The sequence below is a fragment of the Brevundimonas sp. AVps5 genome, from assembly GCF_058681515.1.
Genome location: NZ_CM178740.1, coordinates 1,948,402 through 1,960,634, shown reverse-complemented (window position 1 = coordinate 1,960,634; position 12,233 = coordinate 1,948,402). Strand labels below are relative to the sequence as shown.

11 protein-coding genes are annotated in these 12,233 nt (G+C 68.8%); 5 read left to right on the top strand and 6 right to left on the bottom strand.

Translation table 11 applies throughout. The features are described 5' to 3' along the window. Positions 1-5 precede the first annotated feature (5 nt). The gene (locus ACW18A_RS09950; RefSeq protein ID WP_492021563.1) at positions 6-1,058 is read right to left on the bottom strand and encodes a S41 family peptidase; all 1,053 of its coding nucleotides are present in this window, start codon (positions 1,056-1,058) and stop codon (positions 6-8) included. Then, positions 1,055-2,137 carry a serine hydrolase domain-containing protein gene (locus ACW18A_RS09945; RefSeq protein WP_492021562.1) on the bottom strand — a complete coding sequence of 361 codons (1,083 nt, stop codon included), beginning with the start codon at positions 2,135-2,137 and terminating at the stop codon, positions 1,055-1,057. The genes ACW18A_RS09950 and ACW18A_RS09945 overlap by 4 nt, the downstream gene beginning before the upstream one ends. 202 nt (positions 2,138-2,339) lie before the next feature. On the opposite strand from ACW18A_RS09945, the gene ACW18A_RS09940 reads away from it, so the two are divergent. The 5 genes from ACW18A_RS09940 to gmk all read left to right on the top strand — a co-directional run bounded on the left by ACW18A_RS09940 (position 2,340) and on the right by gmk (position 7,609). Further along, positions 2,340-3,410, top strand: coding sequence for an AraC family transcriptional regulator (locus tag ACW18A_RS09940; protein ID WP_492021561.1), 1,071 nt, complete (start codon positions 2,340-2,342; stop codon positions 3,408-3,410). Positions 3,411-3,578: 168 nt separating this feature from the next. Next, positions 3,579-4,859, top strand: coding sequence for a beta-ketoacyl-ACP synthase II (fabF, locus tag ACW18A_RS09935; protein WP_492021560.1), 1,281 nt, complete (start codon positions 3,579-3,581; stop codon positions 4,857-4,859). A gap of 2 nt (positions 4,860-4,861) precedes the next feature. Next, positions 4,862-6,082: an endolytic transglycosylase MltG gene (gene mltG, locus ACW18A_RS09930; protein ID WP_492021559.1), complete on the top strand. Its 1,221-nt coding sequence runs from the start codon at positions 4,862-4,864 to the stop codon at positions 6,080-6,082. 29 nt (positions 6,083-6,111) lie between these two features. After that, on the top strand, positions 6,112-6,978 hold the full coding sequence (locus ACW18A_RS09925) for a YicC/YloC family endoribonuclease (RefSeq protein ID WP_492024379.1): 867 nt from the start codon (positions 6,112-6,114) through the stop codon (positions 6,976-6,978). Continuing rightward, entirely contained in the window at positions 6,968-7,609 is a 642-nt protein-coding gene (gene gmk / locus ACW18A_RS09920; RefSeq protein ID WP_492021558.1) for a guanylate kinase, read from the top strand. The genes ACW18A_RS09925 and gmk overlap by 11 nt, the downstream gene beginning before the upstream one ends. 259 nt (positions 7,610-7,868) lie before the next feature. Here gmk and ACW18A_RS09915 read toward each other — a convergent pair whose 3' ends face one another. From ACW18A_RS09915 to ACW18A_RS09900, 4 genes are read right to left on the bottom strand one after another with little or no spacing between them, the layout of a single operon-like run. Further along, positions 7,869-9,002 (bottom strand): pyridoxal phosphate-dependent aminotransferase, encoded by a 1,134-nt coding sequence (locus tag ACW18A_RS09915; protein ID WP_492024378.1) that lies wholly within the window; start codon positions 9,000-9,002, stop codon positions 7,869-7,871. Next, positions 8,996-9,808 carry a 16S rRNA (adenine(1518)-N(6)/adenine(1519)-N(6))-dimethyltransferase RsmA gene (gene rsmA, locus ACW18A_RS09910; RefSeq protein WP_492021557.1) on the bottom strand — a complete coding sequence of 271 codons (813 nt, stop codon included), beginning with the start codon at positions 9,806-9,808 and terminating at the stop codon, positions 8,996-8,998. Before rsmA ends, ACW18A_RS09915 begins: the two co-directional genes overlap by 7 nt. 10 nt (positions 9,809-9,818) lie before the next feature. Further along, positions 9,819-10,823, bottom strand: coding sequence for a 4-hydroxythreonine-4-phosphate dehydrogenase PdxA (pdxA, locus tag ACW18A_RS09905; RefSeq protein WP_492024377.1), 1,005 nt, complete (start codon positions 10,821-10,823; stop codon positions 9,819-9,821). Between the two features lie 10 nt (positions 10,824-10,833). Then, on the bottom strand, positions 10,834-12,168 hold the full coding sequence (locus ACW18A_RS09900; RefSeq protein WP_492021556.1) for a peptidylprolyl isomerase: 1,335 nt from the start codon (positions 12,166-12,168) through the stop codon (positions 10,834-10,836). Positions 12,169-12,233: the final 65 nt, after the last annotated feature.

The following is a 12,233-nucleotide window of genomic DNA, read 5'->3' as shown; positions in this document are numbered from 1 at the left end:
TCGGCTCAGTCGCCCGGTCCGCCAAGCGCGATCGCGAGGTCGAGCACCCGATCCCTGCCGGCGGCGATGTCCGCCGGCGCGTTCCGGACCCAGAGGTCCGGGGCCAGCCCGACGCCTTCCCAGGAGCCCCCCTGGGGGTCGCGCACGAGATTGACCGGCAACGTGAAGGTCCAACCACCGGGTATGGCGCTCCGCACCGTGTCGGCCATCGCCCCCGCCGTGATGTCGCCGACGATCACCGCGCCGCTCCGGACCCGCATCGCGAGAACGAAATTCTCGGCGGCGCTGATCGAACGGCTGTTGGTCAGGACGATGACCGGACCCGTGAAGGCGCCGCTCTCCGCAGGCCGGATCGACCAGTTGATCGGCGGGGCGAAAGCGGCTCGATCCGGTCCCGGCAGGCGCTCCGCCACTGTCATGTAGAGCGCGGGCTCCACGGCGAAGCGGTCGGCCACCAGCCGGCCGATCAGGTCGCTTCCGCCGCCATTCTGCCGGACATCGATGATCACCGCAGGGGCGTCCACGAAGGCGGCAATGATCTCGTCCAGTGCCGCCGCAGTCGAGGTCGGGTGTCTGAAGTTGCGAATGTGCAAATAGCCCGCGCCCCCGTTCAGCCGTCCGTAGTGGATCAGCTCGGCGGCGCGCGCCTCGAGCCCGTCGGGGGCATAGGCGGTCGCGATGAGATCGAGAGAGAACTCCCCGTTGTCGAGCGGTCCGGTGCCGATGCTGCGCCCTCCCGAGCGTGAAAGGTCCCCGTCGTGCTCGTCACGGACTGAGACGTGGACGTCGTTGAGCAGGTCGATGACCTCGCTGAACAGGTCGAATAGCTGGTCACGGGACGTCTTTTCGGTCACCCGCGGACGATAGACGGAATGGACCGCATCCCAGTCTACGCGCTTGACCCCGAACAGGGCGTAGTGCTCGTCGTACAGGGTCCAGAAGGCTTCGAACGCCGCCTCCGGATCATCAGCCGGACCGGCGGCGTGAACCGGGCTGGCGAGTCCGGCGACGAGCAAAAGTATCGTGCAAAAGCGGCGCACGGTCTGGGCGCCCTTCACTGCATGCGCTCGACGATGGCGTCGATCAGGTCGCCGCCGTAACGGCCGTTAGTGAGGATGACGACGCCGTCCCCGCTGTCCGGCAGAAACACGGCGAGACTGCGAAACTCGTAATTGTCGCCGCCGTGCATGACGATCTTTTCCGGGCCGAGACGCGTTACCGCCCAGCCCAGGCCGAAGGCGGCGGGCCCGGGGTAGTCTCCATTGGTGACCGGCGTGACTGGCTCCAGCATGCTGGCGTAGGTCGTGGCCGACAGTCCTTCCCCCGAGCAGACCCGCCCGACGAAGGCGGCGTAGTCCGCCGCGGTGGTGAGCAGACCGCCGGCCGCGCCGCCGGTGTTGTCGGCGGCCTTCCCGGAGTCCGGTGCGCGGGCGCTGATATAACCGCGCGCGGGCGCTGCCTCCGGGGGCAGCGGGGGCGCGAACGTGGACAGGGGCATCAGCTCGCCGAGCCGTTCGCGGAACAGCTGGTCCAGCGTCCGTCCCGTCCGGAGCTCCACAAGCGCGCGCAAGAGCTCGAATGCCTCGCCGGAGTAGCTGTAGCCGACACCCGGCGCGGACGCGAAGGTGATGGGATCGGTGCGGTCCGGATCGGCCGTGTCCCCGGCCCAGTTGGGCAGGCCGGTCTGGTGGGTCAGCACCATCCTCGGAGTCAGCGTTCGGTATAGCGCCTGGTCGGCGATCCGGGGCCAGGCCAGATCCGCAGCCAGCGGACGGTCGAGGTCGATGACTCCCTCGTCGACGAGCTGGAGCACGAGGTAGGCGAAGACCGGTTTGGACAGCGAGGCGGCTTCGAACACCGTCCGGTTGGTGACGGGGATCTCCGGCTGGAACGAGGCGACTCCGACGTTGACCGGAGCGCTCGGTTCGCAGCCGATCAGCGCCACCAGAGCAAGGCCCGGGACGTCGAGCGATGCGCGCAAGCGGTCGATTTCGTCCGCCGACGGAACCCACGGCGGCGGCGCGGCTTGGGCCGCTTCCGCGCCCATGCCGGAAGGGCTCACACCCAAGGCGGCGACGGGAGAGGTAGCGGCCAGCGCGGTGGCGATGGCGAGGGGCATCAGGTGGTGTCGGCGCATCGGCGGTATCGAACTCCTTTCCGCCGGACACAGGTCGGCGGTTCCAAGGCGCAACCTGCGAGGCGGCGTGCGGTCGGTCTGCGCATTTTCTCGCGATCACCGGGCGATTTCGAAAGCGCGGGCGAAATTTCAGAAATGCGCTTGCCTCTCAGAGAGAGGGGCCGAGGATGGCCCTGGTGGAGAACGGTAACGAGCAATCGGGATGATGCTGCTGCAGACGAGCCTGGCCACCCTGGGCAACGCCCTGACCTTGCTGGTGGTCGTCCTGCTTATGCGCGACGCCCGGACCATCCTGGCCGCGCGCATCGCCATCCCGCTCTTCCTGTGCTCGATCGGCTACTCGCTGGTCCTTCTGAACGGATCGCTCGTGCTGCCGGTGCCCGCGCTACAGGCGGCGGTTGTCCTCAATGTCTTCACCCTGGGCCTTGGCTGGTTGTTCGGGCGCGCCCTGATCGAGGACGGTTTCCGGCCGGGTCGGCTGGAATGGACGATCTTCGCCGGCCTCGGCGCCCTGACTCTCGCGGCGGACGCCGAGATATTCGGACTGGCCTGGCCGGGTCTTGCGGCCATAGAGCGGCTCGCCTTCGCCGCCTCCTTGGCGGTGATGGCCCACATGTGCTGGATCGCCGTCTCGGGTTTCCGCGACGACCTGGTCGACACCCGCCGCATCATCCGTGGCTGGTTCCTGCTGTTCGTGCTGTTCAGCTACGCCGTCCTGATCGGGCTCGAGCTCGCCGGCGCGTCCAGGGCATGGCGGGGCGTCGTCTACGATTCGACCACCATCGCGATCAATGTGTCGATCCTGCTTTGGGCGGGACAGCTTCGGCCATGGAAGGTGTTCCCCGAGGCCCGATCGGGTCCGCCCGAGCGGCCGGTCGTCAGGGCGCAACAGGCTGCCGCCTACGCCCGCCTGATCGATGTGATGGAGGAGGAGAGAGCCTATCGGGAGCCGGGGCTGTCGGTGCGCGCCCTCGCGCAGCGGGTCGGTCTTCCCGAACACCGGCTTCGCGCCCTGATCAACCAAACGCTCGGCCACCGCAACTTCGCCGCCTTCCTGAACGGGTATCGTCTGGCCGACGCTCGTGCCGCCTTGGCCGATCCCGCCGCCGCCGGAACCTCCATCCTCACGATCGCCATGGACAGCGGGTACCAGAGCTTGTCGACCTTCAACCGCGCCTTCCGGGCTCATCAGGACGAGACGCCGTCGGAGTATCGCGCCCGCGCCCTGTCCGCGGCGAACCCCGACCGGGACGAATCGATCGGGGGGGCCTAGCCCCGTATTGGGCAGCCTAGGATGGGACAGCTGCCGGCCGCAGGCCATCATCTCCTGCGTTCGGATCGGGTCTGCCGTCCCGGGAACTCTCCGCCTCCCACTCCCGCCTAGCCCTGCGCGGCTCCACCCCCTATTCTCTGGGAGAGATTCACTAAAAGGGACCGTCGCATGCGCCGTGTCGTCGTCACCGGCCTCGGTCTGCTCACCCCGCTCGGCTGGGGCGTGGAGCATAACTGGAAGGGCATCCTCGAGGGTCGCTCGGGCATCGGCCCGATCACCAATTTCGACACCGAAGGCTATGGCTGCACCATCGCGGGCGAGATTCCGTCGGTGGATGGCCGCGGCGGCGGGGCCCCGGGCCAGCCGGGGGTGTTCGACCATGAGAAGGTCATGTCGCCCAAGGATCGGAAACGGGTCGATGACTTCATCGTCTACGCCATTGCCGCCGCCGACGAGGCCCTGGCCGATGCCGGCTGGAAGCCGGTGACCGAGGAACAGCGCGAGCGCACCGGCGTCATGGTCGGCTCCGGCATCGGCGGCCTGGGCCCCATCGCCGACACCGCCGTCATCCTCAAGGAGCAGGGTCCGCGCCGGGTCAGCCCCTTCTTCATCCCCTCGGCCCTGATCAATCTGACCTCGGGCCAGATTTCGATCCGTCACGGCCTCAAAGGCCCGAATCACTCGGTCGTCACCGCCTGCGCCACCGGCGCCCACGCCATCGGCGACGCGGCCCGGATGATCATGCTCGACGACGCCGACGTCATGGTCGCGGGCGGCGCCGAAAGCTCCATCGTCCCCATCGGCATCGCCGGCTTCCTGGCCTGCAAGGCCCTGTGCACCGCCTATAACGACGCGCCCGAAAAGGCTTCGCGGCCGTGGGACAAGGACCATTCCGGCTTCGTCATGGGCGAGGGCGCGGGCATCGTGGTGCTGGAGGAGTACGAACACGCCAAGGCACGCGGCGCGACCATCTATGCCGAGGTCGTCGGCTACGGCATGAGCGGCGACGCCTATCACATCACGGCTCCGGCCGAGGACGGCGACGGCGGTTATCGCGCCATGCAGATGGCGGTGAAACGGGCCGGGATCGCGATCGAGGACATCGACTACGTCAACGCCCACGGCACCTCGACCATGGCCGACTGGATCGAGCTGCGCGCCGTCGAGCGGCTGGTCGGCGACCACGCCAAGGACATGGCCATGTCCTCGACCAAGTCGATGACCGGCCACCTTCTGGGTGCCGCCGGGGCCATTGAGGCTGTGTTCAGCATCCTGGCCATCCGCGACCAGATCGCGCCGCCGACGATCAACCTGGACGATCCGGAACACGAAACCGCCATCGATCTCGTGCCACACAGGGGCAAGCCCATGGAAATTGATGTTGTGATGTCCAACAGTTTCGGCTTCGGCGGCACCAACGCCTCCATCATCTTCCGCAAGGTCGCCTGATCGTGACGCAAGGCGAGGGGGCACCGAAGGGGAAACGCCCGGGTCTGGTCGTGGCGCTGCTGGCGGCGTCGGCGACGTTCAGCCTGTTCCTGATCGCGGCCCTGGCCTGGGGCTGGAGCGTCTACTATTCGCCGGGTCCGACAGCGCGTGAGGGCGACACGACGGTGGTCACCCTGCCGTCCGGTTCGGGGGTTTCGGCCATCGCCGCGACCCTGAAGAACGCGGGCGTGATCCGTTCGGTCGACATGTTCAAGGCCGCAGCCACCCTGACCGGTGCCGACCGTCGTCTGCGGGCCGGGGAGTACGAGGTGCCGACGCGGTCCTCGCTGAAGTCTGTCATCGGCCTGCTGACCGATGGACGGGTGGTGCGCCATTTCGTGACCATCCCCGAGGGCTGGTCCTCGGCCCAGGCGGTGGACATCCTGAATGCCGAGGCGATCCTGACCGGGACCATCGACGAAGTGCCTGAGGAAGGCTCCCTGTGGGCCGAGACCTACGAGATCTCTCGCGGCGAGACGCGGGCCTCGGTGATCGCACGGATGCAGCGCGACGCCGCCGACAACCTCGCCCGTCTCTGGGCCACCCGCAGCCCGAATACGGTGGTTCGCACCCCCGAGGAGGCCGTGATCCTGGCGTCTGTCGTGGAGAAGGAGACCGGCCTGGCGCGCGAACGGCCCCGCGTGGCGGCCGTGTTCACCAACCGGCTGCGTCTCGGCATGCGGCTGGAGAGCGACCCCACCATCATCTACGGCATCACCAGGGGGCGACCGCTCGGCCGCGGCATCCGCCTGTCAGAGCTCCAGCGCGACACGGGCTGGAACACCTATCTTATCGACGGTCTGCCGCCGACGCCGATCGCCAATCCGGGCCGTCAGGCGCTGGAGGCCGTGCTCAATCCGCCCGCGACCCAGGACCTGTTCTTCGTCGCTGACGGGACGGGCGGCCACGCCTTCGCCCGGACCTATGAAGAGCATCTGATGAACGTGTCGCGCTGGCGGGCGATCGAGGCGGGCAAGGCCCCGCCGGCCGAGACCTTGCCGCCCGGCACGGTCCCCGGCGCACCACCGCCCGGACAGGGCACGCCCGAGGGCGCCGCCGTCGCGCCGCCGACCGTGACCGGCGAGGCCGTGATCACCATGCAGGCACCGGGAACGGTGACGCCGTCGCGCACCCTGCGTCCAACGCCTGCGGCTCCGGCGACGGTGCCGGCGGCGGGTCAGTGAGCGTGCTCTCCGGCCCCATCCTCTCAGGTATGACCGGCTTCGGCCGGGCCGACGGAGCGCTCGACGGCTGGACCTGGTCGGTCGAGGCGCGTTCGGTCAACGGCCGCAATCTGGAAGTCCGTTTCCGGGGACCGAACGGGTTCGACAACCTGGAGCGGCTGGCCAAGGCCGCCGGACAGGCACGCCTCAGCCGGGGCCAGGTCACGATCGGCATCCAGGCGCGCAGGGCTCCGGGCGACGCCTCGGCGCTGAAGGTCAACGAGGCCGTTCTGGCCCGTTACCTGCAGCTCGCCAACCAGCTGGCAGAGGAGGGGGCGACCCCGCCGTCTGCCGACGGTCTGCTGGCCCTGCGCGGCGTTCTCGACGCCGACGAGGAGGCCGAGGATCCCGAGGCGCGCGCCCCGATCGAGGCCGCCATGGCCGCCACGGTGGAACAGGCGCTGGACGCCCTGAAGATTTCCCGCGAACGCGAAGGCACCCAGCTGCGGCCCGTGATCGAGGATTTCGTCTCCCGCATCGAGGCTCTGGTCGCCACGGCCGAGACCGGGGCCGCCGCCCAGACCGAGGCCGTCCGGGACCGTTTCGCCCGGCGAATGGCCGAGCTGGCCCCCGATGCCCCGGGGCTGCAGGACCGGATCGTGCTGGAAGCCGCCGCCCTCGCCACCAAGGCTGATGTGCGCGAGGAGCTGGACCGGCTGACGGCCCATGTCGCCTCCGCCCGCGCCCTGCTGGATCAACCGCCCGCCGGCCGGAAACTGGACTTCCTGATGCAGGAGTTCATGCGCGAGGCGAACACCCTCTGCTCGAAATCGGCTACGACCGCCTTGACCGCCACGGGCCTCGACCTGAAGGCGGTCATCGAGCAGCTTCGAGAGCAAGTACAGAATGTTGAATGAACGCACGCCCCGTCGGGGCGTCCTCCTGATCGTCGCCAGTCCGTCGGGGGCCGGCAAGACGTCGCTGTGCCGTCGCCTGATGGCCGACCACGGCGGGCTGGCGCTGTCGGTCTCCATGACTACGCGCGGCATCCGGCCGGGCGAGGTGGCGGACCGCGATTATCACTTCGTCTCGCCCGAAGACTTCCAGAGCCTGATCGACGCCGACGCCTTCCTCGAATGGGCCGACGTCCACGGCAACCGCTATGGTTCGCCTCGCGCCCCGGTCGACAAGGCCCTGGCCGAGGGTCGTGACGTCCTGTTCGACATCGACTGGCAGGGCGCGCGCGATATCGCGGCGAAATGCCCGGACGACGCCGTGCGGGTCTTCATCCTGCCGCCCAGCCTTGAAGAGTTGAAGCGCCGCCTTGTGACCCGGTCACAGGATGCCGACGACGTCATCGAGCAGCGGATCGCCAACGCCAAGGGCGAGATCGAGCACTGCGGAGAGTTCGACTACGTCCTCGTCAACGACGATTTCGACCGTTCCTATGCCGAGCTGGCCCACATCTACCACGCCGAACGCAGCCGTCAGTTCCGCAACATCTGGGTCGGCGGCTACCAGTCGGCCCTGCTGGCCGAGGACGTTTAGGGCCCCTCCCGTTTTCACGGGCCAAACCGGAAGATAGGAAAATAGTCGGATCGAGGGCTTGCCTCCGGTCCAGACGTTCCCACCTCAGGCCTTGGTCTTTGACAGGGCGAGAGCGGCGGACGGCACCGGGGAGGTCGCCGAATTTCCGCTAATTCGGAACAGTGCAAACGGATGCGATTCACACGTATCTGAAAAATAACGTCTTTGTTTAGAGCGCTGCACTGTCTTGCACTCCGTTTCCGGAAACAGTGCAACCTCCTCAGGCGGCCCGGCTCTCGAACCAGGGCGTGAGGCGGCGCAGGGCCTCCTCGATCTCCGGCGTCGAGACGGCGAAGCTGAAACGCATGAAGCGATGGCCGTCGACCGGATCGAAGTCCACGCCGGGCGCCGTGGCCACACCCGTGTCCCTCAGAAGCTGCTCGCAGAAGGCCACGCTGTCGTCGGTCAGGTGGCCGATGTCGGCCCAGATGTAGAAGGCACCGTCGGGCGGGGCGATCGACTTCAGGCCCAGGGCCGGCAGGGCGTCCAGCATCAGGGCGCGGTTGCGGGCATAGGTCTCGATATGGCCTTCGAGCACCGCGTGCTGGTCCATGGCGACCAGGCCCGCGTGCTGGCTCAGCGACGGCGGGGTCAGGAACAGGTTGCCGATATAGGCCCGGGCCGTCTCGATATGGTCGTGCGGGACCAGCAGCCAGCCCAGCCGCCACCCGGCCATGCTCCAGTATTTGGAGAAGCTGTTGATCACCATGGCGTCCGGCGCGAACTGCAGCAGCGACGGCTGGGGCCCGACGTAGGAGAGGCCGTGATAGATCTCGTCGGACAGGATCTGGATCCCCTTGCGGGCGCAGACCCCGGCGATGGCGGCCAGTTCGTCGGCCGCGATGACTGACCCCGTCGGATTGGCCGGGCTGGCGATGATCACCCCTGCGGGCACCGGATCCAGTGCCTCCAGCGCGGCGGCGGTCAGCTGGTAGTGTTCGTCGGGCCCGCAGGCGATCTCGACCGGGATCATCCGCAGGGCCTTCACCGTGTTGCGGTAGGCGACATAGCCCGGGCGGGCCATGGCGATCCGGTTGCCCGGCGAGAACCACGACGACAGACCCAGGACGAGGGCGGGTGACGCCCCGTTGGTCAGCAGCAGCTGGTCCGGCGAGACCGTGACGCCATAGCGTTCGTCGTACAGACGGGCGATCCGCGCCTTCAGCGGTGCGCTCTCCCAGTAGCCCATACTGTCGGCGTCGAGCACGCGGTGGGCCTCGGCGATGGCGGCGGGCGGGGCGCCGGTCGAGGGCTGGCCGAACTCCATATGGATCACCGACCGCCCCTCGGCCTTCAGGGCGTGGGCCAGGCGGCTGATGGTGATGGCGCGGAAGGGCTCGATCTCGCTCACGATGTCAGGGCTCCGGCGAGGCGCAGGAAGCCCGCGATGTCGATGACCTCGGCGCGGGCGTCCGGGTCGATCCCGGCGGCTTCGCACAGGGCGCCGCCACCCAGCTGTTTCAGGCTGGAGCGCAGCATCTTCCTGCGCTGGCCGAAGGCGGCGGCCGTGACCCGCTCCAGCCGCTTCAGGGTCGCGGCGTCGGGCCGGTCGGCGCGAGGCACGACATGGACCACGGCCGAGGCCACCTTGGGCGGCGGGGTGAAGGCGGCGGCCGGCAGATGCATGACGATCTTCACCTCGGCCACGGCCTGGGAGATGACGGCGAGGCGGCCGTAGGCGTCGTCGCCCGGCGCGGCCACGATCCGCTCGGCGACCTCCTTCTGGAACATCAGGGTCATGGCCACGGGCGTCCACGCGCCCGTCAGCCAGTCGATCAGCAGGGGCGTGCCGACGTTGTAGGGCAGGTTGGAAACCACATGGGCCGGGCCTTCGACCAGCGTCCCCTGATCGACCTTCAGCGCATCGGCCTCGACGATGGTCAGCCGCCCGTCGCCGGTGTCCAGCTCCGACAGCAGGGGCAGGAAGCGCGGATCCTTCTCGATCAGGACGACCTTGCCGGCGTCGCTCTCCAGAATGGCGCGCGTCAGGCCGCCGGGGCCCGGCCCGACCTCGATCACGGCCCGGCCTTCGAACGGCCCCGCGAGGCGGACGATCTTTCGCGTGATGTTGAGGTCCAGCAGGAAATGCTGGCCGAAGCTCTTTTTGGCCAGCAGGCCGTGGGCTTCGAGGGATTCGCGCAAGGGGGGGAGGTCGGTCACCGGATGGTTGTTAGCCCGCCGCTCGCCGCGCCGCCATCTCCGAGGCCAGGCGGATGGCGGCGATCAGGCTGTCGGGCCTTGCGATTCCCTTTCCGGCGATGTCGAAGCCTGTTCCGTGGTCGGGCGAGGTGCGGATGATCGGCAGGCCCAGCGTGGCGTTGACCCCGCCCCAGAAGTCCAGCGTCTTCACCGGGATCAGGGCCTGGTCGTGATAGAGGCAGATGGCGGCGTCGTACCCGGCTCGAGCCTCGTCGTGGAACAGGGTGTCGGCGGGCAGGGGGTCGGTGATGTCGACGCCCTCGGCGCGCAGGGCCTCCGCAGTCGGCCGCAGGACGGCGATCTCCTGCAGGCCCAGCGCCCCGCCCTCGCCCGCGTGAGGGTTCAGGGCGGCCAGGGCCAGACGCGGGCGGGCAATGCCGAAGTCGCGACGCAGGACCTCGTGGACGACCCGGGCGGTGCGGGCGACGCGCTCCTCGGTGACCAGTTCGGGCACCTGATCGAGGGCGACGTGGATGGTCACCAGACAGGCGCGGAGGTCCTTCGCGGTCAGCATCATCACCGGACCGCGCGTCCCGGCATAGGGGGCGTCGGCCGTCAGCTCGGCGATGAACTCGGTGTGGCCGGGGAAGCGGAAGCCGGCGGCATAGAGCGGAGCCTTGGCGATCGGGGCCGTGACGACGCCGGAGGCCTCACCCGACAACGCCAGGGCGACGGCGCGTTCGATCCAGTCGGCGACGACCCCGGCGTTGCGCGGATCCGGCGTTCCGGCCGTGATCGCCGCCGGGGCCGGATGGTTCAGCACCGGCAGGGCGCGGGAGAAGAAGGTCGCCGCATCGGACAGGTCGCCGATCTCGCGGACCGGCACGCCCTGGGCCTCGAGCAGTCCCATGTCGCCGAGGACGACGAACGGCGCCTGATCGGAGAGGGCCGTCCAGGCCTTGGCGATGATCTCCGCGCCGACGCCCGCCGGTTCGCCGAGGGTCAGAATGAGCGGCCCCGTCCTGTTGGGATCCACCGCCACCCGATCACTTCATTTCGATGAGGGCGTCCGCACGAAGATCGCGGATGTAGCGGCGCGCCAGCATGGCCAGGTTCTGGTTCTGGAGTCGACCTTCGACCTCGCGATAGGCCGGGACGTCGACCCCGCCGACCCGGCGGCCGCAGACGGCCAGAAGGTGCACGCCCAGGGGTGTGCGAACCGGGTTCGACACCGTGTTCACCTCGGCCGAGCGGGCGACTTGCTGGAACTGGGGCGCGAGGTTGGCCACGTCGCTTTCGCCGAGGTCGGAGCCGAGCAGGCCCGCTTCCGAGGTCGTGCGCTGCAGGATGTTGTCGCACGTCAGGCTGGGGCGCAGGGCCTCCAGACGCTGGGTGGCGGCGGCGACATCGGCTTCGCTGGCCGTCTCCGGCAGTTCGACCATGGCCTGTTTCAGCGTAACCAGACTGGTGGCCGCGCCCGAACGCTTGTCGCGCATGTAGACGATGTAGACGCCGCCCTCGACCGGGATGGGTCGCGACAGCTGACCCACCTGAAGGCCGTCGAGCGCGGTCTGCAGGGCGGGCTGGACGGTGCCCTGAACGACCCAGCCGGCGTCGCCGCCGCGCGCGGACGACGGGGCGGCCGAAAACTGGCGGGCCACGGCCTGGAAGGGTGCGCCCTGGACCAACTGCGCGACCAGTTGCTCGGCGCCGCTCAGGGCTGCCTGCTGGCCGCCGACGCGGTTGGCCTCGAGGTAGATTTCGCCGATCAGATACTGGGGCTTGGACGCGGCCTCGGTCATCTGGCGCAGGGTCTGTTCCACCTGGCCGCGGCTCACGCGGGCGCGGCTGTTGAAACGGCCGCCAACAAGTTCACGCCAGCCGATCTCGGTGCGCAGCTGTTCGCGCATGGCGTTGGGGCGGATGCCGCCCTGGGCCAGGAAGGCTATGTAGTTCTCGGGCGTCGTGCCGGCTTCCTGTGCCATCGCCGCGATTTCGCGATCCACTTCCTCGTCGGAAACCCTCAGGGTCTCGTATTTGGCGATCTCCTGCGCCTGCAGGCGCTCCTCGATCAAGGCCTGAAGGGCCTGCTGCTGGATCGCGGGGATATTCTCCTCGGTCGGCTGCACCTGGCTCATGGCGATGACCGACAACATGCGCTGGCGCAGGTCGAAGCCGGTGATGATCTGGTCGTTGACCGTGGCGACGATGCCGTCGGCCAGGGTGAACTCCGGTTCCGCAGCGGCGGCGGTGGCGGGCGCCTGTTCGGAGGCCGGATCGAGAGTGCCGGCCGCCTGACCCGCAGGGGCGGTCTGGGCAATCGCCGATCCCGCGACCAGCGCGGCCATCGCGACCCCGGCCGTAAAACGCATCAAACGCATGGTCAGTCCTGATTCCTTCGAGCCTGCTGCCCCGATTCTTCACCGGGTTGGCGCACGCCTTTACG